The organism is Paraburkholderia denitrificans (genome assembly GCF_042655705.1).
GTDB classification, from domain to species: Bacteria; Pseudomonadota; Gammaproteobacteria; order Burkholderiales; family Burkholderiaceae; genus Paraburkholderia; species Paraburkholderia denitrificans.
Genome location: NZ_JBHSMP010000009.1, coordinates 175,760 through 196,184 on the forward strand (window position 1 = coordinate 175,760; position 20,425 = coordinate 196,184).

At 64.4% G+C, this 20,425-nt stretch carries 19 protein-coding genes; 17 read left to right on the forward strand and 2 right to left on the reverse strand.

Annotated elements, in window-relative coordinates; translation table 11 throughout:
• The first annotated feature begins 16 nt into the window (after nucleotides 1–16).
• From ACFPTO_RS06715 to cysM, 8 genes are all read left to right on the forward strand, one after another.
• Nucleotides 17–340: an integration host factor subunit beta gene (locus ACFPTO_RS06715; RefSeq protein WP_293035314.1), complete on the forward strand. Its 324-nt coding sequence runs from the start codon at nucleotides 17–19 to the stop codon at nucleotides 338–340.
• Nucleotides 341–525: 185 nt separating this feature from the next.
• Nucleotides 526–969: a lipopolysaccharide assembly protein LapA domain-containing protein gene (locus tag ACFPTO_RS06720; protein WP_377710555.1), complete on the forward strand. Its 444-nt coding sequence runs from the start codon at nucleotides 526–528 to the stop codon at nucleotides 967–969.
• Between the two features lie 65 nt (nucleotides 970–1,034).
• Complete coding sequence (gene lapB, locus ACFPTO_RS06725) at nucleotides 1,035–2,210, forward strand: lipopolysaccharide assembly protein LapB (protein ID WP_377710313.1); 1,176 nt, start codon at nucleotides 1,035–1,037, stop codon at nucleotides 2,208–2,210.
• A 99-nt stretch (nucleotides 2,211–2,309) separates the two neighbouring features.
• Nucleotides 2,310–3,716 carry a UDP-glucose dehydrogenase family protein gene (locus tag ACFPTO_RS06730; protein ID WP_377710315.1) on the forward strand — a complete coding sequence of 469 codons (1,407 nt, stop codon included), beginning with the start codon at nucleotides 2,310–2,312 and terminating at the stop codon, nucleotides 3,714–3,716.
• Nucleotides 3,679–4,677, forward strand: coding sequence for a D-glycero-beta-D-manno-heptose-7-phosphate kinase (gene rfaE1, locus ACFPTO_RS06735; protein WP_377710316.1), 999 nt, complete (start codon nucleotides 3,679–3,681; stop codon nucleotides 4,675–4,677). Before ACFPTO_RS06730 ends, rfaE1 begins: the two co-directional genes overlap by 38 nt.
• A gap of 89 nt (nucleotides 4,678–4,766) precedes the next feature.
• Nucleotides 4,767–5,759, forward strand: a complete 993-nt coding sequence (rfaD, locus tag ACFPTO_RS06740) for an ADP-glyceromanno-heptose 6-epimerase (RefSeq protein WP_296657092.1) — start codon at nucleotides 4,767–4,769, stop codon at nucleotides 5,757–5,759.
• Nucleotides 5,760–5,837: 78 nt separating this feature from the next.
• Entirely contained in the window at nucleotides 5,838–6,197 is a 360-nt protein-coding gene (locus ACFPTO_RS06745; protein WP_377710319.1) for a ComEA family DNA-binding protein, read from the forward strand.
• A gap of 310 nt (nucleotides 6,198–6,507) precedes the next feature.
• The gene (cysM, locus tag ACFPTO_RS06750) at nucleotides 6,508–7,410 is read left to right on the forward strand and encodes a cysteine synthase CysM (RefSeq protein WP_377710321.1); all 903 of its coding nucleotides are present in this window, start codon (nucleotides 6,508–6,510) and stop codon (nucleotides 7,408–7,410) included.
• A 113-nt stretch (nucleotides 7,411–7,523) separates the two neighbouring features.
• Here the strand turns inward: cysM and mltB are convergent, their stop codons facing one another.
• Nucleotides 7,524–8,882 carry a lytic murein transglycosylase B gene (gene mltB, locus ACFPTO_RS06755; RefSeq protein ID WP_377710322.1) on the reverse strand — a complete coding sequence of 453 codons (1,359 nt, stop codon included), beginning with the start codon at nucleotides 8,880–8,882 and terminating at the stop codon, nucleotides 7,524–7,526.
• A 230-nt stretch (nucleotides 8,883–9,112) separates the two neighbouring features.
• Between mltB and ACFPTO_RS06760 the strand changes: the two genes are divergently transcribed.
• From ACFPTO_RS06760 to ACFPTO_RS06795, 8 genes are all read left to right on the forward strand, one after another.
• Nucleotides 9,113–10,039: a histone deacetylase family protein gene (locus ACFPTO_RS06760; protein WP_377710323.1), complete on the forward strand. Its 927-nt coding sequence runs from the start codon at nucleotides 9,113–9,115 to the stop codon at nucleotides 10,037–10,039.
• A 151-nt stretch (nucleotides 10,040–10,190) separates the two neighbouring features.
• Nucleotides 10,191–11,000, forward strand: coding sequence for an enoyl-CoA hydratase (locus ACFPTO_RS06765; protein WP_377710324.1), 810 nt, complete (start codon nucleotides 10,191–10,193; stop codon nucleotides 10,998–11,000).
• 238 nt (nucleotides 11,001–11,238) lie between these two features.
• Complete coding sequence (locus ACFPTO_RS06770; RefSeq protein ID WP_377710557.1) at nucleotides 11,239–12,273, forward strand: methionine ABC transporter ATP-binding protein; 1,035 nt, start codon at nucleotides 11,239–11,241, stop codon at nucleotides 12,271–12,273.
• Nucleotides 12,263–12,916 carry a methionine ABC transporter permease gene (locus tag ACFPTO_RS06775; protein WP_377710325.1) on the forward strand — a complete coding sequence of 218 codons (654 nt, stop codon included), beginning with the start codon at nucleotides 12,263–12,265 and terminating at the stop codon, nucleotides 12,914–12,916. Before ACFPTO_RS06770 ends, ACFPTO_RS06775 begins: the two co-directional genes overlap by 11 nt.
• 346 nt (nucleotides 12,917–13,262) lie before the next feature.
• The gene (locus ACFPTO_RS06780) at nucleotides 13,263–14,012 is read left to right on the forward strand and encodes an electron transfer flavoprotein subunit beta/FixA family protein (protein ID WP_293034069.1); all 750 of its coding nucleotides are present in this window, start codon (nucleotides 13,263–13,265) and stop codon (nucleotides 14,010–14,012) included.
• Between the two features lie 20 nt (nucleotides 14,013–14,032).
• The gene (locus ACFPTO_RS06785) at nucleotides 14,033–14,968 is read left to right on the forward strand and encodes an electron transfer flavoprotein subunit alpha/FixB family protein (protein ID WP_377710327.1); all 936 of its coding nucleotides are present in this window, start codon (nucleotides 14,033–14,035) and stop codon (nucleotides 14,966–14,968) included.
• 261 nt (nucleotides 14,969–15,229) lie between these two features.
• Nucleotides 15,230–16,249, forward strand: a complete 1,020-nt coding sequence (locus ACFPTO_RS06790; RefSeq protein WP_377710328.1) for an IS110 family RNA-guided transposase — start codon at nucleotides 15,230–15,232, stop codon at nucleotides 16,247–16,249.
• Between the two features lie 287 nt (nucleotides 16,250–16,536).
• Complete coding sequence (locus tag ACFPTO_RS06795; RefSeq protein WP_377710330.1) at nucleotides 16,537–18,333, forward strand: acyl-CoA dehydrogenase; 1,797 nt, start codon at nucleotides 16,537–16,539, stop codon at nucleotides 18,331–18,333.
• A gap of 103 nt (nucleotides 18,334–18,436) precedes the next feature.
• On the opposite strand, the gene ACFPTO_RS06800 is transcribed toward ACFPTO_RS06795, so the two are convergent.
• Nucleotides 18,437–19,723 carry a D-amino acid dehydrogenase gene (locus ACFPTO_RS06800; protein WP_377710331.1) on the reverse strand — a complete coding sequence of 429 codons (1,287 nt, stop codon included), beginning with the start codon at nucleotides 19,721–19,723 and terminating at the stop codon, nucleotides 18,437–18,439.
• A 193-nt stretch (nucleotides 19,724–19,916) separates the two neighbouring features.
• Between ACFPTO_RS06800 and ACFPTO_RS06805 the strand changes: the two genes are divergently transcribed.
• Nucleotides 19,917–20,405 (forward strand): Lrp/AsnC ligand binding domain-containing protein, encoded by a 489-nt coding sequence (locus tag ACFPTO_RS06805; protein WP_377710333.1) that lies wholly within the window; start codon nucleotides 19,917–19,919, stop codon nucleotides 20,403–20,405.
• The last annotated feature ends 20 nt before the right edge of the window (nucleotides 20,406–20,425 follow it).

The following is a 20,425-nucleotide window of genomic DNA, read 5'->3' on the forward strand; positions in this document are numbered from 1 at the left end:
AAGGGGCAGCTGAAGTATGACCAAATCTGAATTGGTCGCGCAGCTGGCTACGCGATTTCCGCAACTTGTCCTCAAGGATGCGGATTTCGCGGTCAAGACGATGCTCGATGCGATGTCCGACGCGCTTGCGAAGGGTCATCGCATCGAAATTCGCGGCTTCGGCAGTTTCGGCCTGAATCGCCGGCCGTCGCGCGTCGGACGCAACCCGAAGTCGGGGGAAAAAGTGCTGGTGCCCGAGAAGTTCGTGCCTCACTTCAAACCCGGCAAGGAGTTGCGCGAGCGCGTCGACCAGCGCTCGGGCGAACCACTGAAGGCGGACGAGCCAGACGACGATCTGTAAGCGTTGCCCGCAGCAACGGCAACCTTGCGGATCGCCGGCGCTCAATCGAGTTGGCCAGCCGCATGGACCGGAAAAAGCGCCTCAAGGCGCTTTTTTTTCGCCTGTGCCGTGCCCGTCCGGTACCTGGTTCCGTGCCTGTTCCCGTGCTGGTTCCAGGACCTGCGCGCGCAGGGCGGCAAGGCGAGATGATCGGCCTCAGTGCGGCCGCTTCCCTGGCAGGTGCCCCGCGGCAGGGCGTTCATTTACAATACGGGACGATTCGGCTCGATTTGTGCCGCCACGCCGCACGGCGGCCGTCGCCGGCGCCTTTTTCGCAACTGCCGAGAGACCCTTTCATGAAATTGATTGCCTGGGTGATCCGTGTGCTGGTGTTCGTGTTGCTGCTCGTGCTCGCGCTCTCCAACACACAACCCGCAACGCTGAGCTTTCTTGCCGGGTACGCGTGGCAGGCTCCGCTGATCCTGATCGGCCTCGCGTTCTTCGTGGTCGGATTGCTCGCCGGGCTGCTGTCGGCGCTGCCGGCCCTGTTCAAGCTGCGCATGGAAAACGGCCGCCTGAAGCGGGATCTGCGCACCGCTCGCGAAACGCCCGCGCCTGTCGCCGAACCGCCGCTGCCGCCGCTCATCTGAAACGCTAGTGTCACCGCGCGCCGCATCCGCGCGCGGCTCATCCTCCTGCTTAAACCATCGCTCGCATGGATCTCGATTTCTGGTGGCTGCTCGTCATTCCCGTCGCATTCGCGCTCGGCTGGATGGCGTCGCGCCACGATCTCAAGGCGCTGTTATCCGAAAGCGCCAATCTGCCGCGCTCGTATTTCCGCGGACTGAATTTCCTGCTCAACGAGCAGCCGGACAAAGCCATCGACGCGTTTATCGAGGTCGCCAAACTCGATCCCGAAACGGTCGAACTGCACTTTGCGCTCGGCAACCTGTTCCGCCGCCGCGGCGAAACCGACCGCGCGATCCGCGTGCATCAGAACCTGCTTTCGCGCCCCGATCTGCCCGTGAACGAACGCGATCATGCACTCTACGAACTCGGCCAGGATTACCTGAAGGCGGGCATGCTCGACCGTGCCGAAGAAACGTTCGTGTCGCTGCAGTCGGGCGATCACGCGCAAGGCGCGCAACGCGCGCTCCTCACGATCTACGAGATCGAGAAAGACTGGAACCGCTCGATCGAGACCGCGCGTCACCTCGAATCGATGGGCGCGGGTTCGCTCGACCTCGAAATCGCCCAGTTCCACTGCGAACTCGCGCAGGAAGCGCTGCAGCAGAAAAAACCGGATGAGGCGCGGCGCCAGCTCGAACGGGCGCTGAAAGCGAATCCGCAGAACGTGCGCGCGACGATCCTCGGCGGCGACGTCGATGCGGCGAGCGGCGCGTTCGAAGCCGCGCTCGCGCAGTGGCGCCGCGTGGAGGAGCAGAACCCCGCGTACCTGCCGCTCGTCGCCGAGAAGGTCATGAAGGCCTACGAGGCGCTCGGCCATGCCGAAGACGGCGCGCAACTGCTTACCGAGTGGGTCGACGCGTATTCGTCGAACGATCTGCTCGACGTCGCCTACAAGTACGTGGCGGCGCTGCGCGGCGCCGACGCGGCACACGTGCTCGCGCGCACGCAGATGCAGAAGTCGCCGAATCTCGCCGGCATGTCGCGGCTGCTCGAAGCGCAGCAGGCCGCCGCGGAGGAACCGCGCCGAAGCGAAATCGAATTGATGCGCTCGCTGCTCCAGCAGCGCACCAAAAATCTGCCACGGTACACGTGCCAGAATTGCGGTTTCCGGGCCCGCCTCTTCTACTGGCAGTGCCCTGGGTGCAGCGGCTGGGAAACCTATGCACCGCGCCGCGTCGAGCCCGTTCCCGCCTCGAACTGAACGTCGGGCGGCGCTCGTGCGCACTGCGCGCCTGACTGGCCGTCCGCAAACGGGCGGCTCGCCGCCAAACCCATTTCCGAATATGTCACCGGAGCGCGTATGAAAATCACCATTATCGGTACCGGCTACGTCGGTCTCGTCACCGGGGCGTGCCTCGCTGAAATCGGTCACGACGTGTTCTGCCTCGATGTCGATCCACGCAAGATCGACATCCTGAACGGCGGCGGCGTGCCGATCCACGAGCCGGGTCTGCTCGAACTCATCGCGCGCAACCGCGCGGCAGGCCGCATCACGTTTTCGACCGACATCGCCGAGAGCGTCGCGCATGGCGACGTGCAGTTCATCGCCGTGGGCACTCCGCCCGACGAGGACGGCTCGGCCGACCTGCAGTACGTCCTCGAAGCGGCGCGCAGCATCGGCCGCTACATGGACGGCTTCAAGGTGGTCGTCGACAAGTCGACGGTGCCCGTGGGCACCGCGCAGCGCGTGCGCGGCGTGCTCGCCGAGGAACTGGCGAAGCGCGGCCTGGCCGACAGCGAGCAGCATGGTTTCTCCGTCGTGTCGAATCCCGAGTTCCTGAAGGAAGGCGCGGCCGTCGAGGATTTCATGCGGCCGGACCGCATCATCATCGGCATCGACGAGGACGAGCAGGGCAACGTTGCGCGCGAGAAGATTAAGCGCCTCTACGCGCCGTTCAACCGCAATCACGAGCGCACGATCTACATGGATGTGCGCTCCGCCGAGTTCACGAAGTACGCGGCCAACGCCATGCTCGCGACGCGCATCTCGTTCATGAACGAGATGGCGAATCTCGCCGACCGCGTGGGCGCCGACATCGAATCGGTGCGGCGCGGCATCGGCTCCGATCCGCGCATCGGCTATCACTTCCTCTATGCGGGCTGCGGCTACGGCGGTTCGTGCTTCCCGAAGGACGTGCAGGCGCTCATCCGCACCGCCGCCGAATCGGGGCAGCACCTGCGCATCCTCGAAGCCGTCGAGGACGTGAACCACGATCAGAAGGAAGTGCTGGTGGGCAAGATCGTCGGCACGTTCGGCGACGACCTGAAGGGCCGGCACTTCGCGTTGTGGGGCCTCGCATTCAAGCCCAACACCGACGACATGCGCGAAGCGTCGAGCCGCCGCCTGATCGAGGCGCTGCTCCTGCGCGGCGCGACGGTCACCGCATACGATCCGGTCGCAACCGACGAAGCGAAGCGCGTGTTCGCGCTCGACCTCAAGGGCGCGCCGGAACTGCTCGCGCGCCTGACGTTCGCGGCGAGCCAGGACGAGGCGCTCGTGGGCGCGGATGCGCTCGTGATCGTGACGGAATGGACGGCCTTCAAGGCACCGGACTTCGCCTACCTTAAGTCGGTGCTCAAGTCGCCGCGTATCTTCGACGGGCGCAATCTCTATGAGCCGGACGCCATGGCGGAACTCGGCATTGACTATTACTCGATTGGGCGGCCGCATGCCAAGCTCGCAACCGACGCAACCCCCGCAGTCTGATATCGCCACGGCGGCGCGGGCGCCCGCCATCGAGCGCGTGCCGCGCGAGAAGCTCGCGCGCTCGCGCGTGCTGGTGGTCGGCGACGTCATGCTCGACCGTTACTGGTTCGGCGACGTCAACCGGATTTCGCCCGAAGCGCCGGTGCCCGTCGTGCATGTGCAGCGCCAGGAAGACCGCCTCGGCGGCGCGGCGAACGTTGCGCGTAACGCGGTGGCGCTCGGTGCGCAGGCGGGCCTGTTGTGCGTGGTCGGCCACGACGAGCCGGGCGAGTGCATCGTCAAGCTGCTCGGCGAGAGCGGCGTTAACGCGTTTCTCGAACGCGATCCCGCGTTGCCCACCACGATCAAACTGCGTGTGCTGTCGCGCCAGCAGCAGTTGCTGCGTGTGGACTTCGAAAACACGCCCGCGCACGAAGTGCTGCTCGCGGGCCTCGCGCGCTTCGACGCGCTCTTGCCGGAGCACGACGTGATCCTCCTGTCCGACTACGCGAAGGGCGGGCTCACGCACGTCACGAAGATGATCGCGAAGGCGCGTGCAGCGGGTAAATCGGTGCTGGTCGATCCGAAAGGCGACGACTGGGACCGCTATCGCGGCGCGAGCGTCATCACGCCGAACCGCGCGGAGCTGCGCGAAGTCGTGGGCACGTGGAAATCGGAAGACGATCTGCGCGCGCGCGTGACGAAGCTGCGCAAGGAACTGCAATTCGACGCGCTGCTGCTCACGCGCTCGGAAGAGGGCATGACGCTCTTCACCGACGACGGCGTGCTGCACGCGCCTGCCGATGCACGCGAAGTGTATGATGTGTCGGGCGCCGGCGACACGGTGATCGCAACCGTTGCGGTCTCGCTGGGCGCAGGCCTGCCGCTCGTCCAGGGCGTCGCGCTGGCGAACCGCGCGGCGGGCATCGTGGTCGGCAAGCTCGGCACGGCCACCGTCGACTACGACGAACTCTTTCACTGATATTGCGCACACGGTGCGCTTTTTGCGCGCCGTGTGTGTAGTCGGTGCGCGGCCGGTGCCGGGCACGACTTCTTCTTGACAGGCACACCATGACCCTCATCGTGACCGGCGCGGCCGGCTTCATCGGCAGCAACATCGTCAAGGCGCTCAACGAACGCGGCGAAAACCGCATCATCGCCGTCGACAATCTCACGCGCGCCGACAAGTTCAAGAATCTCGTCGACTGCGAGATCGACGACTATCTCGACAAAACCGAGTTCGTCGAGCGCTTCGCGCGCGGCGACTTCGGCAAGGTGCGCGCGGTGTTCCACGAAGGCGCCTGTTCGGACACGATGGAGACCGACGGCCGCTACATGATGGACAACAACTTCCGTAATAGCCGTGCGATTCTCGATGCGTGCCTCGCGCAGCGCACGCAGTTTCTGTATGCGTCGTCGGCGGCGATCTACGGCGGTTCGAGCCGTTTCGTCGAGGACCGCGAAGTGGAAGCGCCGTTGAACGTCTACGGCTATTCGAAGTTCCTGTTCGACCAGGTGATCCGCCGCGTGCTGCCCACGGCGCAAACGCAAATCGCGGGCTTCCGCTATTTCAACGTTTATGGCCCGCGCGAGACGCACAAGGCTCGCATGGCGTCGGTGGCGTTCCACAACTTCAACCAGTTCCGCGCCGAAGGCCGCGTGAAGCTGTTCGGTGAGTACAACGGCTACGCAGCCGGCCAGCAGACGCGCGATTTCGTGTCGGTCGAAGACGTCGTGAAGGTGAATCTGTTCTTCTTCGATCACCCCGAGAAGAGCGGCATTTTCAACCTCGGCAGCGGCCGTGCGCAGCCGTTCAACGATATCGCGAGCACGGTCGTCAACACGCTGCGCGCGATGGAAGGCGCAGCGCCGCTCACGCTCGATGAGCAGGTGAAGCAAGGTCTGATCGAGTACATCGCGTTCCCCGACGCGCTGCGCGGCAAATATCAGTGCTTCACGCAGGCCGATTTGACGAAGCTGCGCAACGCGGGCTACGACGCGCCGTTCCTCAGCGTTCAGGAAGGCGTCGATCGTTACGTACGTTGGCTGTCCGGCCAGGTTTAACGCGTGGCGACATCTTTCTAAACTGGACTCTCCCTGCCGGCGATGGTCGCCGGCAGGCGGTTTAAAGGGAGATCCAGCATGATCAGAAAAGCACTTGCGGCGGTTTTGCTGCTCGCTGCATTCGGCCAGGCGTTCGCCGCGGTCGACGTCAATACGGCCAACGAAGACGCCCTGCGCGGCATCAAAGGCATCGGTCCCACGCGGGCCAAAGCGATCCTCGACGAGCGCAGCGCGCACGGCCCGTTCAAGGACGCTGCCGATCTCGCTAAACGCGTGAAGGGCATGGGCGGTCATACCGTCGAACGTTTGCAGGCCGAAGGATTGTCGCTCGGGCCGTCGAATGCGCAAGCGGGCAAGGGTGGCGGCGCGAAGCAGGCAACGCCGGCGAAAGCAGCGACGCCCGGCCAACCCGCGACCACGGTGACAGTCAAGAAGTAGCGCGGCGCCTGCGTATTCATCATTCATGCAGGTCCGTCAGGCACGGCATCAACCCTGAACGGTTACGTCTCCTTCAGGCGCCGCTTCGGCGGCGTTGACCCGCGGCCCGGGCCGCGGGACTTTTTGCGTGCTTCGTTTGCGTGCTTCGTGCAGACGGCGATCGCGCAATGTGGGCGCGCAGGCGTGCGCGCCGGTGCGTTGCCCGCCTCACTGTCAGGGCTCCCCTACGTTGCCGTGCCGTGTGGTTTAGAATCGACACATCACGTTACCTGCGCTTTGCCTTGTGCATTGCGCCCGACCGCACTCAGCCATGTCATACAAGACCATTGAAGACACGATCGGCAACACGCCGCTCGTACAGCTTGTCCGCCTCCCGGACGATGAAATCCGCGCCCGCAACAACGTCGTCCTCGCCAAGCTCGAAGGCAACAATCCGGCGGGCTCGGTGAAGGACCGTCCGGCGCTCTCGATGATCCGCAAGGCCGAAGAGCGCGGTCGCATCAAGCCGGGCGACACGCTGATCGAGGCGACGAGCGGCAATACGGGCATCGCGCTCGCCATGGCCGCAGCGGTGCGCGGCTACAAGATGCTGCTGATCATGCCCGAGGATCTCTCGGTGGAGCGCCGTCAGAGCATGGCGGCCTACGGCGCGGAGATCCTGCTCACGCCCGTGAAGGGCGGCATGGAATACGCGCGCGATCTGGCCGATCAGATGCAGCGCGACGGCAAGGGCGTCATCCTCGACCAGTTCGCGAACCCGGACAATCCGCTCGCGCATTACGAGGGCACCGGTCCCGAAATCTGGCGCGACACGGAGGGCCGCATCACGCACTTCGTTTCGTCGATGGGCACGACCGGCACGATCATGGGCGTGTCGCAGTATCTGAAGGAGCAGAATCAGGCGATCGAGATCGTCGGCGCGCAGCCGGAAGAGGGCTCGCGCATTCCGGGCATCCGCAAGTGGCCCGAGGCGTATATGCCGAAGATTTTCGACCGCAGCCGCGTCGACCGCGTCGAGAACGTGAGCCAGGGCGCCGCCGAAACGATGGCGCGCCGCCTCGCTTCAGTCGAAGGCATTTTCGCGGGGATTTCGTCGGGCGGCGCGTGCGAAGTGGCGATGCGCCTTGCGCGTCAACTGGAGAACGCGACGATCGTGTTCATCGTCTGCGATCGCGGCGACCGCTATCTCTCGACGGGCGTGTTCCCGGCCTGACGCGTCGCGCGGCGTGCGGGCGGCGGCGCAGCGATTGCTGCCCGTGCCCAACGCCGCGCGTGATGTGAGGTGAAGTGCAGCGAGGCGGCCCTCCGCCGCCTGTAGACCCGCCCTTACTGCTGGCCCGCACCCGGTACGGTTGCGGGCTTCGGTGCGTTCCCGCCATTCACCGACCTGGCAGACCCATTCGCAGATCCGTTCCCGATTCCCGGTACCGCACCTGCGCCGTTAGCTGCACCGCTAGCGCCGTTACGCGGGTCGAACCCATTCCCGGTTCCAGTCCCGTTATCCGGCTGCGCCGCCAGCATCTGCGCCTTCACGCGCTGCCCCAACTGATACACCGTGAGCGCATAGAAGAAGCTGCGGTTATAGCGCGTGAGCACATAGAAGTTCTTCAGGCCGAGCATGTACTCGGTCGCGCGCCCGGGCGTCGGCAGATCGATCACCGTGACGGGCGTGCCCGCTTCGGTTGCGATGTCCAGATCCGGCTCGTTCAGCGCGAGCCCCGAGCGCAGCAGTTGTTCCAGCGGCCAGCGCGGCGTCGGCTGACCGTCGGCGGCGGCCTGCGCAATGCCCTGGCTGCCCGGGTCGGCGGCGATCTTCCACACCACCGGGCGGCCCGTCTCCCAGCCGTTCGACTTCAGATAGTTCGCGACACTGCCGATCGCATCGGCCTTGCTTGCGCGCAAATCGATGTGATTGTTGCCCTCGAAATCGACTGCGTACTGCACGATGCTGCTCGGCAGGAACTGCGGAATGCCGATGGCGCCCGTGTACGAGCCGAGCACCGACGACGGGTCGATCTGCGCATCGCGCGTCCACACCAGGTAGTCTTCGAGATTCTTGCGGAAGGTCGCTTCGCGGTCGGCGCGGTTCGGCGTGTTCGGGTAGTCGAAGGCGAGCGTCGTGAGTGCGTCGAGCACCCGGAAGTTGCCCATGTAGCGCCCGTAGATCGTCTCGACGCCGATGATGCCGACGATCACCTCCGGCGGCACGCCGAACTGATCCGCCGCGCGCTGCAGCGTGGCCTGGTTTTCGCGCCAGAATTTCACGCCCGCGTTGATGCGCACCGGATCGAGAAAGCGCGCCTGGTATGCGCGCCAGTTCTTGATGCTGGGCGTGGGCGACGGCGTGACGAGCTTGACTGCCGTCGCCGAATAGCTCGCGCTTGCGAACAGCGCATGCAGCGCGTTCGGGTCGAAGTCGTAGCGGGCAACCATGTCGTTGATGAACGCATCGACATTCGGATTGTTCGCATAACGCTGCGGGACGATTTCCTCTTCGAACGTCTGCCCTTGCGATGCCGGTGTCTGCGGCTGTGCCTGCGCGACGATGAGCCGCGGATGTTGCAACGTCTGCGCCTGTGCCGCGCCGCTCGCGAGCGGCAACGCAGTACTGAATGCAAGGGCAAAAAGCGTGGTAAGCGTGGTTCGCAGGCGGCCGGAGGCAGACGGAGCGGACTTGAGCGTCATGGGAAGCGGAGTGGTCGGTGCGAGGGTATAGGATCCGGGCCAGTATACCCGAGCGCCTTGACGGAAAGAGCGGGGAAACCGCGGGGAAAGAGCGGGGGAAGCGGTGTATTTCCGGCAATCACGGCGCTGTCATGAAAGGCCGCTGTGGTAACGTGTTGGCTGTTCGCGCGCAATCTGGCGCACCCCGAGCATGGAGACACGGCGACGCGCACGCCGCGGTACATATAACGATGACAACCGGTTTTTTCTCGCACCCCGACTGTCTGCTGCACGAAATGGGCGAATGGCATCCTGAATGTCCGGCTCGCCTGCAGGCCATCGAAGATCAACTGATTGCGAGCCGTATCGACGCGCTGTTCGAGCGCGACGAATCCGCACCGCTCGCAGACGAAGCCGCGCTATTGCGCGTGCATACGCAGGCGCATATCGACTTCGTGCGCAAGACCTCCCCAATCGAAGGCTACGCGGCGATCGACCCGGATACGTCGATGAATCCGCACACGTGGCAGGCGGCGTTGCGCGCCGCGGGCGTTGCGATGGCCGCCACCGACGCCGTGATCGCGGGCCGCTACGAGAATGCGTTTTGCAGCATCCGGCCGCCGGGACATCATGCCGAGCCCGATCGCGCGATGGGTTTTTGCTTCTTCAACAACATTGCCGTCGCGGTGCGCCATGCGCTGGAAGTGCACGGACTCTCGCGAGTTGCGGTCATCGACTTTGACGTACATCACGGAAATGGCACGGAAGCGGCATTCGTGGGCGAGTCGCGCGTGCTGATGTGCAGCTTCTTCCAGCACCCGTTCTATCCGTTCTCGGGCGCTGACGAGGTGCGGCCGAACATGGTCAACATCCCGCTGGCGGCGCGCACGAAGGGCATGGATGTGCGCGAGGCCATCGATCTGCTGTGGCTGCCGCGACTGCACGCATTCAAGCCGGAGATGATATTCATCTCGGCGGGTTTCGATGCGCACCGCGAGGACGATCTCGGCAACATGGGTCTCGTCGAGGACGACTTCGCGTGGATCACCGATCAGTTGCGCATGATTGCGGAGCGCTACGCGAAGGGCCGCATCGTGAGCTGCCTCGAAGGCGGCTACAACCTCTCGGCGCTCGGCCGCAGCGTAGTCGCGCATCTGCGCGCGCTCGCCGATCTCTGATCGCGCGGCAACGCGTGGTACCCGGCAGCACCGCGCGGCAACTCAAGTTGACTTGCCGCGCGGGCGCGTTGCTCGAATCGCCTTGCACGCAGCGTGTGCCGTCGTCCGGTGAACGCGCGAAAAATACACTCGACATTCAAGGAGACACGACATGAACGCGCACCCGTCCTCAGCGGCCACGACTGGCGCCGATCTGCCGCTCGTCGAACTGACGCACGACGCCTATGGCGTGCCCGGCGTCGTGCTGCTCACGCTCAATCGCCCCGATGCGTTCAATGCGCTCTCCGAAGCGCTCATCGACGCGCTGCAGGAACAACTGGGCGCGCTTGCGTCGTCGCCGGCGCGCGTTGTTGTAATTGCGGGCGCGGGGCGCGCGTTCTGCGCGGGGCACGACCTCAGGGAAATGCGCGCGGCGCCGTCGCGCGACTACTACACGCGACTCTTCGCGCGCTGCTCGAAGATGATGCTGACGATCCAGAAGATGCCGCAGCCGGTGATCGCGCGCGTGCACGGCGTCGCGACCGCGGCGGGCTGCCAGCTCGTGGCGATGTGCGATCTCGCCGTTGCCGCCGATACCGCGCGCTTCGCCGTGTCGGGCATCAACCTGGGCCTGTTCTGCTCGACGCCCGCCGTGCCGCTCACGCGCAACGTTTCGCGCAAGGCGGCGTTCGAGATGCTGATGACGGGCGAGTTCATCGATGCGGCGACGGCGCAGCGCGAGGGCCTCGTGAACCGCGTGGCCACCGCGGACGAACTCGATGCCACCGTGAGCGCGCTTGCGAAGAGCATCTGCGCGAAGTCGCGCGAGGCCGTCGAGGCGGGCAAGGGGCTCTTTTACCGGCAGCTCGAAATGGGCATCGAGGCCGCGTATCAACTAGCCGGTCAGACGATGGCCTGCAACATGATGACCGACCCTGCGCTCGACGGCGTACAGGCGTTTATCGAGCGGCGCGGGCGCTGATCCAGCCGGATATCAGCAGATCGTGGCCGCACACACCCGCTGCGGATTTCTCATGCTTCCCCGTTATGAAAATATCGGAATTGATTATTAAAAGGAATTTTACGGGCCAGGGTAAAATCGCGGTCTGAATTCAGACCAGCAACGGCGGCTGTCTGCCTGCGCACGACGATTCCGGCGAGTCCGCATGATTCGCCCGGACCTCGACAGTGCGCGGCACGCCCGCCGTTTTGTTTTTTCCATGATCGAAATACGCAATGTATCGCAGCGTTTTGCCGGGCCTACGGGCTGGGTCGAGGCGCTGCACAACGTCAATCTGACGGTTCCGCCGGGCGAAGTGTTCGGCATCATCGGGCGCAGCGGTGCGGGCAAGAGCACGCTCGTGCGCACCATCAACCTGCTCACGCGGCCCACCGAAGGCGACATCGTCGTCAACGGCCGCACGCTCACGTCGCTCGCGCCCGCCGCCCTGCGCGAGGCGCGCCGTGAGATCGGCATGATCTTCCAGCACTTCAATCTGCTCTCGTCGCGCACCGTGTTCGACAACGTCGCGCTGCCGCTCGAACTCGCGGGCATGAAGCACGCGCAGATCGAAGAGGCCGTGCTGCCGCTGCTCGAACTCGTCGGGCTCGCCGCGCAGAAGGACCGCTATCCGTCGCAGATCAGCGGCGGGCAGAAGCAGCGCGTCGGCATCGCGCGCGCGCTCGCGAGCAAGCCGAAAGTGCTGCTCTCCGATGAAGCGACCTCCGCGCTCGACCCCGAAACGACCCGCGCGATCCTCGACTTGTTGCGCAAGATCAATCGCGAGCTGAATCTGACGATCGTGATGATCACGCACCAGATGGAAGTGATCAAACAGGTTTGCGACCGCGTGGCTGTGCTCGAAGCGGGCCGCGTCGTGGAGACGGGGCCGGTCATCGACGTGTTCCTGCAGCCGCGCCACGAAGTCACGCGCGCGCTGCTCGGCGACGTCATCGCGCAGGAACTGCCGCCCGCACTCAAGGCGCGCGTGGCCGAGCGCCTCTCGAAAGGCCGCGGTCATCTGCTGCGGCTGGCGTTCACGGACACGGGCGTCGACCAGCCCGTGCTGTCGGAGACGATCCGCCGCTTCGAACTCGATTTCACGATCCTGCATGGCCAGATCGACGAGATCCAGGGGCGCCCGTTCGGCTCGCTCGCGGTGCTCGCGGGCGGCGATCCGGTCAAGGTGGTGCAAGCGGTGAGCTGGCTGCGCGAGCAGGGCGTTGTGGTGGAGGAACTGTCCCATGTTGAGTGAAATGTTCGACATGTTTGTCCAGTCGTTCTGGGAGACGCTCGTGATGGTGGGCATCTCGGGCGTCGTCGGCGCTGCTGCCGGCCTGCCGCTCGGCGTGCTGCTCTATCTCACCGATCGCGACGGCGTGCTCCAGAACCTCGCCGTGAACCGCGTGATGGGCGCGATCGTCAATGCTGTGCGCTCGACGCCGTTCATCATCCTGCTCGTCGCCGTGATTCCGTTTACGCGCCTTGTGGTGGGCTCGTCGATCGGCACGGCCGCCGCCGTCGTGCCGCTCACGATTGCGGCTGCGCCGTTCATCGCGCGCCTCGTCGAAACGGCGCTGCGCGAAGTCGACCGCGGCCTGATCGAAGCCGCGCTCGCCATGGGCGCGAGCACGCGCCAGATCGTCTTCAAGGTGCTGCTGCCCGAGGCGCTGCCGGGCGTCGTCGCGGGCCTGACGATCACGTTTATTTCGCTCGTCGGCTATTCGGCGATGGCTGGCGCGATTGGCGGCGGCGGGCTCGGCGACCTGGGCATTCGCTACGGCTACCAGCGCTTCGAACCCGAAGTGATGCTGATCGTCGTCGTGATCCTGATCGTGTTCGTGCAACTCGTGCAGTCGTTCGGCGACTGGCTCGTGCGGCGGCTGAGCCACAAGTAATCGGTCGCTCCCCATAAAAACAACGCGAAAACAACGCAAAACACAGGTCGGGTATGCAATAGCGGGTCTGGCGGCACGGTGAGCGCCGCCGGATGATGGGGCGGCATGATGGAGCGTCTTGCTGGGGGGCTACCGGACCCGGTTTTAGAGATAGTTAGAGATAAAAATCGGGATCCGGGCTTGAAGCCCGGGTTTTTTTCGGCTTAAAATCGCACGATCGTTCGCTACTGTCGACCCAGGGCGCAGAAGCGGTTGTTCGTGAAAAGTGCCGGCGGTAGTCGCGCGCGTCAGGGCGCTCGCTATAATGTCCGCCAGGTTGACGTATTCGTAACTTCGGAGCATGTGAATGAAAGTCCTTGTGCCAGTCAAGCGCGTAGTCGATTACAACGTGAAAGTCCGCGTGAAGTCGGACGGCACGGGCGTCGATATCGCAAATGTGAAGATGTCGATGAACCCGTTCGATGAAATCGCCGTTGAAGAAGCGGTGCGTCTGAAAGAAGCGGGTGTCGCAACTGAAGTCATCGCCGTGTCGTGCGGCGTCGCGCAGGCGCAGGAAACGCTGCGTACGGCGCTCGCGATCGGCGCGGATCGCGCGATCCTCGTTGAATCGAATGAAGACCTGCAGCCGCTGGCTGTCGCGAAGCTGCTGAAGGCGCTCGTCGACAAGGAACAGCCGCAGCTCGTGATCCTCGGCAAGCAGGCCATCGACGACGATTCGAACCAGACCGGCCAGATGCTTGCCGCGCTCGCGAACCTGCCGCAGGCGACGTTCGCCTCGAAGGTTGTCGTCGCAGACGGCAAGGCCACGGTGTCGCGCGAAGTGGACGGCGGCGCGGAAACGCTGTCGCTGAAGCTCCCGGCGGTGATCACCACCGACCTGCGCCTGAACGAGCCGCGCTACGTGACGCTGCCGAACATCATGAAGGCCAAGAAGAAGCCGCTTGAGACCGTCAAGCCGGAAGACCTCGGTGTGGACGTCGCACCGCGCCTGAAGACCCTGAAAGTGGTCGAGCCGCCGAAGCGTTCGGCAGGCGTGAAGGTGCCGGACGTGAAGACGCTGGTCGAGAAGCTGAAGACCGAAGCCAAGGTGCTGTAAGGGTTCAAGGAGATTACGAAATGACGGTTCTGGTTATTGCCGAGCATGACAATGCGTCCGTGAAGGCCGCCACGCTGAACACGGTTGCTGCAGCACAAAAGATCGGCGGCGACGTGCACGTGCTGGTCGCGGGCCACAATGCTCAGGGCGCAGCGGATGCCGCTGCAAAGATCGCGGGCGTCGCGAAGGTGCTGCTGGCCGACGCGCCGCAGCTCGAAGCGGGCCTGGCTGAAAACGTCGAAGCGACGGTGCTCGCCATCGCGAAGCAGTACTCGCACATCCTCGCGCCCGCCACGGCTGCGGGCAAGAATGTCGCGCCGCGCATCGCCGCGAAGCTCGACGTCGCGCAGATCAGCGATATCACCGCAGTCGACAGCGCCGACACGTTCGAGCGTCCGATTTACGCGGGCAACGCAATTGCGACGGTTCAGTCGGCCGATCCGGTCAAGGTCATCACGGTTCGCATGACGGCGTTCGATGCGGTTGCAGCAGAAGGCGGCAGCGCAGCGGTCGAGAAAATCGATGCTGCAGCCGACAGCGGCCTCACGCAGTTCGTGAGCCGCGAAGTGACGAAGCTGGACCGTCCGGAACTCACGAGCGCGGCCATCATCGTCTCGGGCGGCCGCGGTCTGGGCAGCGGCGAGAACTACACGAAGATCCTCGAACCGCTGGCGGACAAGCTCAATGCAGCGCTCGGCGCCTCGCGCGCGGCGGTGGACGCGGGCTACGTGCCGAACGACTATCAGGTCGGCCAGACCGGCAAGATCGTCGCGCCGCAGCTGTACATCGCGGTGGGCATCTCGGGTGCGATCCAGCACCTCGCCGGTATGAAGGACTCGAAGGTTATCGTCGCGATCAACAAGGACGAAGAAGCGCCGATTTTCAGCGTCGCCGATTACGGCCTCGTGGGCGACCTGTTCACGCTCGTGCCGGAGCTGGTCAAGGAACTCGGCTGATCGCCAGCGCGGACCAGTGCGATGCTGGGTGCAAGGCGCGATGTAAAGCGTACTGAGCGCAAGGCATCAGACACAACAGGAAGGGGCGCTGCGGCGCCCCTTTTTTACGCCGTTCACAAACAGTGGCGAGAGGAGAATGAAATGAACGCGTCCCACCCGAGAGGGTGAAAGCAAAGGTCTTAGGTGGATCCTCACGGGCCAACGGCATCGATGTGCCCAGGTGGAAAATGCACGCATTTCCCGGCAACCGGAGGATCCACGATGAACAGTATGGCCGTGGGCGTCGATATCGCCAAGCAGGTGTTCCAGGTGCATTACGTTGATCAGGAAACCGGCGAGGTCGTGAACAAACCGATCAAACGGGCGAAGTTGCTGGAGCACTTCGTGAACCGTCCCCGGTGCCTTATCGGGATGGAAGCGTGTGGTGGTGCGCACCACTGGGCCCGGCAGTTGTTGCAAATGGGGCACGAGGTCAGGCTCATGCCAGCGGAGTTCGTCAAGGCATTCAACGTCCGCAACAAGAACGACGCAGCGGACGCAAAGGCGATCTGGCTGGCCGTGCAGCAGCCAGGCAAGCCGGTATCGGTGAAAACGGAGATGCAGCAGGCGATGTTGGCGTTGCACCGGATGCGCGAGCAGTTGGTGAAATTCCGCACGATGCAGGTCAACGGGCTGCGTGGGTTGCTGACGGAATACGGCGAGGTGATGAGTCGAGGCCGAGCAAAGCTGGATGCACAAATTCCAGCAGCATTTGGACGTCTCGCAGAGCGCCTGCCTGCGGTGCTGCTCGATACCTTGCGCGAGCAATGGAGCGGGCTGGTAAAGCTGGACGAGCGGATTTCTGAAATCGAGCGCCGGATGCGTGAATGGAAGAAGGAAGACCAGTCAGTGAAGGCGATCAGCGAGATTCCCGGCGTGGGGCTACTCACGGCGACCGCGGCGGTGGCGATTATGGGCGATCCCAAAGCCTTCCAATCCGGCCGAGAGTTTGCGGCGTGGGCGGGTTTGGTGCCCAGGCAGACAGGCTCGGGTGGCAAGGTGAATCTGCACGGCATATCGAAGCGTGGTGACACCTATTTGCGTACGCTGTTGATTCACGGCGCACGCAGCGTGCTGACGCATGCAAAGGAACCCAGTGAGTGGGTCGAGCAGATGAAGAAGCGTAGACCAGCGAATGTGGTCATCGTCGCGCTAGCCAACAAGATGGCTCGGACGATCTGGGCGGTGCTCGCCCACGACAAGCCGTACTGCAAGGACTACGTGAGTGTGAAGCCGGTCTGAACGGTCCACGCAATGTAGAAGTTAACGTCTTTAACACAGGGTGAACGTCGAAAGGTTGCGCAGCAATCGAGTGTGATGACAAGCCAGGTAGGACCGGGACTCGCTAAACCTGTATATCGGTAAGAGCTTCGAGCTCGCGAGGAGAATGAGGTGCGAGTCAGCGAATTTCATAGGGGGCCGCAGCGGCAACACCGGCTGCACCAAGCCCGGATATAGAGACGCAGCCCATCCTGTCAGTCAAAACGCACGAGAACTGTTGCAAACGGGACGCGTTCATATAGACCGACATGTACAACGCGCCAACGAGCGACATGCTGTTCGTGATGAAGCACCTGGCGGGCCTCGACGAAATCGCGGCACTGCCGGGCTACGAAGATGCGACGCCGGAAACGGTCCGGGCCGTGCTCGAAGAGTCGGCGAAGCTGTGCGGTGAAGTGCTTGCGCCGCTCAACGTCGAAGGCGATCGCAACCCGAGCCGCTGGGACAACGGCAAGGTGAGCGCGACGCCGGGCTTCGCCGAGGCGTTCCGCCAGTTCGTCGCGGGCGGCTGGCAGGGCGTGAAGCATCCGCACGAGTACGCAGGCCAGGGGCTGCCGAAGCTGGTGGCGACGCCGTGCGTCGAGATGCTCAACGCGTCGAATCTCTCGTTTGCGCTGTGTCCGCTCCTGACCGACGGCGCAATCGAAGCGCTGCTCACGGCCGGTACCGAAGAACAGAAGCAGCGCTACGTGCCGCGCCTGATTTCCGGCGACTGGACCGGCACGATGAATCTCACGGAGCCGCAGGCCGGTTCCGATCTCGCGGCGGTGCGCACGCGCGCCGAGCCGCAGGGCGACGGCACGGACGGTACATACAGGCTCTTCGGCACGAAGATCTTCATCACGTGGGGCGAGCACGACATGGCCGAAAACATCGTCCATCTGGTGCTCGCGCGCACACCCGACGCGCCCGCGGGCGTCAAGGGCATCTCGCTCTTCATCGTGCCGAAGTTCCTCGTGAACGACGACGGCTCGCTCGGCGCGCGCAACGACGTGCATTGCGTCTCGATCGAGCACAAGCTCGGCATCAAGGCGAGTCCCACGGCCGTGCTGCAGTTCGGCGATCACGGCGGCGCGATTGGCCAGCTCATCGGCGAGGAGAATCGCGGTCTCGAATACATGTTCATCATGATGAACGCCGCGCGCTTTGCGGTGGGCATGCAGGGTGTCGCCGTGTCGGATCGCGCGTACCAGAAGGCCGTCGCCTACGCGAAGGAGCGCGTGCAGAGCCGTCCCGTCGACGGATCGTCGAGAGAGGCCGTCACGATCATTCATCACCCGGACGTGCGCCGCATGCTCTCGACGATGCGCGCGCTCACCGAGGCGTCGCGCGCGCTCGCGTACGTTGCGGCAGCCCAGAGCGACCTCGCGCACGGCCATCCCGACGCAGCCGTGCGCGCGCAGCATGAGGCGCGCTACGAATACCTCGTGCCGATCGTGAAGGGCTGGAGCACCGAACTCTCGGTCGAGGTGGCGAGCCTCGGCATACAGGTACACGGCGGCATGGGTTTCATCGAGGAAACGGGGGCCGCGCAGTTCTATCGCGACGCGCGCATCCTGCCGATCTACGAAGGCACGACGGCGATCCAGGCCAACGACCTCATCGGGCGCAAGACGCTGCGCGACGGCGGCGCGGCGGCGAAGGCGCTGATGGCCGACGTTGCGCTGACGGTCGCCGCGCTCGGCGAGCAGGACGGCACGCCGTTCAAGTCGATGCAAAAGCATCTCGCGGCGGGACAACAGGCGCTGGCGTCGGTGGTGGACTACGTGCTCGCGAATGTGAAGCGCGATCCGAATGCGGTGTTCGCGGGCAGCGTGCCGTACTTGTTGCTGGCGGGCATCGTGCTGGGCGGCTGGCAGATGGCGCGTGCGATGCTCGCATCGGCGCGTCTGAAGCCGCAGGATCCCGCGTTTCATGGCGCGAAGATCGCGACCGCGCAGTTCTATGCCGAGCATGTGCTGCCGCAGGCCGTGGCGCTCGAAGCGGCAATCGTCAGCGCGAAGGGCGACGAAGGCGTGCTGGCGCTGTCGGCGGATCAATTCTGACTGCGATGCGCGTCGCGACCGACGCCGCAATGAAAACCGGCGCCGCTTCTTGCGAAGGGCGCCGGTTTTGTGGGTGCCGCAGAGCGGCTAAGTTATGAGCCCATCATGCGTAAGCGGGGCGGCCCGTGCCTCGCGTGTCGCCGAGGTAGCGATGCACGGAGAGGTCGTCCGCGCGGATCGCCGGCTGCTTGCCCGAGATGAGATCGGAGAGCAACTGGCCCGAACCGCACGACATCGTCCAGCCGAGCGTGCCGTGGCCCGTGTTCAGGAACAGATTCGACAGCGGCGTGCGGCCGACCACCGGCGTGCCGTCCGGTGTCATCGGACGCAGGCCGGTCCAGAAGGTGGCTTCGGTCGTGTCGCCGCCGCCCGGGAACAGGTCGTTCACGCACATTTCGAGCGTGGCGCGGCGCTTTTCGCGCAGCGTCTTGTCGAAGCCCACGATCTCGGCCATGCCGCCCACGCGGATGCGGTCGTCGAAACGCGTGATCGCAATCTTGTAGGTTTCGTCGAGCACGGTCGACACCGGCGCTTTGTCGGCGTTGACGATCGGCGTGGTGATCGAGTAGCCCTTGAGCGGATAGACGGGGATCTTCACGAGGTTCGCGAGCATCTTCGTCGAGTACGAGCCGAGCGCGACCACATAGGCGTCCGCGCGCACGAGTTCGTTGCCGCACTGCACGCCCGCGATGCGGTCGCCCGTGACGGCGAGACCGTCGATCGGCGTGTTGTAGCGGAATTTCACGCCGAGTGCCTCGGCCATCGCGGCGAGCTTCGTCGTGAACATCTGGCAGTCGCCGGTTTCGTCGCCGGGCAGGCGCAGGCCGCCCGTCAGCTTGTGCGACACCGCGCCGAGCGCCGGTTCGGCGCGCTGAAGCTCGCCAGCCGTGAGCAGCTCGTAGGGGACGTTCGCTTCCTTGAGCACGGCGATGTCCTTCGCCGCGCCGTCGAATTGCTGCTGCGTGCGAAACACCTGGAGCGTGCCGCCCGTGCGGCCTTCGTACTGGATGCCGGTATCGGCGCGCAGCGCCTGCAGGCAGTCGCGGCTGTATTCGGCGAGACGAACCATGCGGCCCTTGTTGAGCGCATAGCGCTCGGCCGAGCAGTTCATCAGCATCTGCCACATCCACTGAAGCTGAAACTTCGTGCCGTCGAGGCGAATGGCGAGCGGCGCATGCTCCTGGAACATCCACTTGACCGCCTTGAGCGGAATGCCCGGCGCGGCCCACGGCGCGGCATAGCCCGGCGAGATCTGGCCCGCGTTGGCGAAGCTGGTGTCGAGTGCGGCGCCCTCTTCGCGGTCGATGACGGTGACCTCGTGGCCCGCGCGCGCGAGATACCATGCACTGGTCACACCGACCACACCACTGCCCAAGACGACAACTCGCATAGCTGCTCCGATTCGATTGTTGATGCCACGCCGACTGTGCGCCCGGGTAGGTCAGTGACCGCCCTGGAGGCCCGCAGGATGCGGCAAACAGGGGAAAAATACGGTTTGAGTGGTGTGGCTAGTAATAACAGCTATGTTATTGTTTGATGTCTAGATTTTGTTATTGTATTTTTGAGATATTCAGGAAAAAAACATGAGAACGCAGCGCCAACCGGTCCGCGCGCTCGACCGGCTCGATCACCGCATCCTCAAGCTGCTCCAGGAGGACGGCCGCATGGCCATGAAGGACCTCGCCGAGCAGGTCGGACTCTCGGTGACGCCCTGCATCGAACGGGTCAAGCGCATGGAGCGCGATGGCGTCATCACGGGCTACTACGCGCGCGTGAATCCGGCGGTGCTGGGCGCGGCGCTGCTGGTGTTCGTCGAGATCACGCTCGACCATAAAAGCGGCAACATGTTCGAGAAATTCCGCCGCGAGGTGCAGCAGATCCCCGAGGTGCTCGAATGCCATCTGGTCTCGGGCGACTTCGACTATCTGATCAAGGCGCGCATCGGCGAAATGGCCGACTACCGGAAGCTGCTCGGCGACATCCTGTTGCAGTTGCCCGGCGCCGTGCAGTCGAAGAGCTACGTCGTGATGGAAGAGATCAAGGAGACGTTGATGATCGCCGTCCCCGAGTAAAGGCGCTCCGGCGGCTCCGG

Coding starts and splice junctions, on each gene's coding strand:
- ACFPTO_RS06715 (WP_293035314.1), top strand. CDS start 17: ATGACCAAATCTGAATTGGTCGCGCAGCTGGCTACGCGATTTCCGCAA.
- ACFPTO_RS06720 (WP_377710555.1), top strand. CDS start 526: ATGATCGGCCTCAGTGCGGCCGCTTCCCTGGCAGGTGCCCCGCGGCAG.
- lapB (WP_377710313.1), top strand. CDS start 1,035: ATGGATCTCGATTTCTGGTGGCTGCTCGTCATTCCCGTCGCATTCGCG.
- ACFPTO_RS06730 (WP_377710315.1), top strand. CDS start 2,310: ATGAAAATCACCATTATCGGTACCGGCTACGTCGGTCTCGTCACCGGG.
- rfaE1 (WP_377710316.1), top strand. CDS start 3,679: ATGCCAAGCTCGCAACCGACGCAACCCCCGCAGTCTGATATCGCCACG.
- rfaD (WP_296657092.1), top strand. CDS start 4,767: ATGACCCTCATCGTGACCGGCGCGGCCGGCTTCATCGGCAGCAACATC.
- ACFPTO_RS06745 (WP_377710319.1), top strand. CDS start 5,838: ATGATCAGAAAAGCACTTGCGGCGGTTTTGCTGCTCGCTGCATTCGGC.
- cysM (WP_377710321.1), top strand. CDS start 6,508: ATGTCATACAAGACCATTGAAGACACGATCGGCAACACGCCGCTCGTA.
- mltB (WP_377710322.1), bottom strand. CDS start 8,882: ATGACGCTCAAGTCCGCTCCGTCTGCCTCCGGCCGCCTGCGAACCACG.
- ACFPTO_RS06760 (WP_377710323.1), top strand. CDS start 9,113: ATGACAACCGGTTTTTTCTCGCACCCCGACTGTCTGCTGCACGAAATG.
- ACFPTO_RS06765 (WP_377710324.1), top strand. CDS start 10,191: ATGAACGCGCACCCGTCCTCAGCGGCCACGACTGGCGCCGATCTGCCG.
- ACFPTO_RS06770 (WP_377710557.1), top strand. CDS start 11,239: ATGATCGAAATACGCAATGTATCGCAGCGTTTTGCCGGGCCTACGGGC.
- ACFPTO_RS06775 (WP_377710325.1), top strand. CDS start 12,263: ATGTTGAGTGAAATGTTCGACATGTTTGTCCAGTCGTTCTGGGAGACG.
- ACFPTO_RS06780 (WP_293034069.1), top strand. CDS start 13,263: ATGAAAGTCCTTGTGCCAGTCAAGCGCGTAGTCGATTACAACGTGAAA.
- ACFPTO_RS06785 (WP_377710327.1), top strand. CDS start 14,033: ATGACGGTTCTGGTTATTGCCGAGCATGACAATGCGTCCGTGAAGGCC.
- ACFPTO_RS06790 (WP_377710328.1), top strand. CDS start 15,230: ATGAACAGTATGGCCGTGGGCGTCGATATCGCCAAGCAGGTGTTCCAG.
- ACFPTO_RS06795 (WP_377710330.1), top strand. CDS start 16,537: ATGTACAACGCGCCAACGAGCGACATGCTGTTCGTGATGAAGCACCTG.
- ACFPTO_RS06800 (WP_377710331.1), bottom strand. CDS start 19,723: ATGCGAGTTGTCGTCTTGGGCAGTGGTGTGGTCGGTGTGACCAGTGCA.
- ACFPTO_RS06805 (WP_377710333.1), top strand. CDS start 19,917: ATGAGAACGCAGCGCCAACCGGTCCGCGCGCTCGACCGGCTCGATCAC.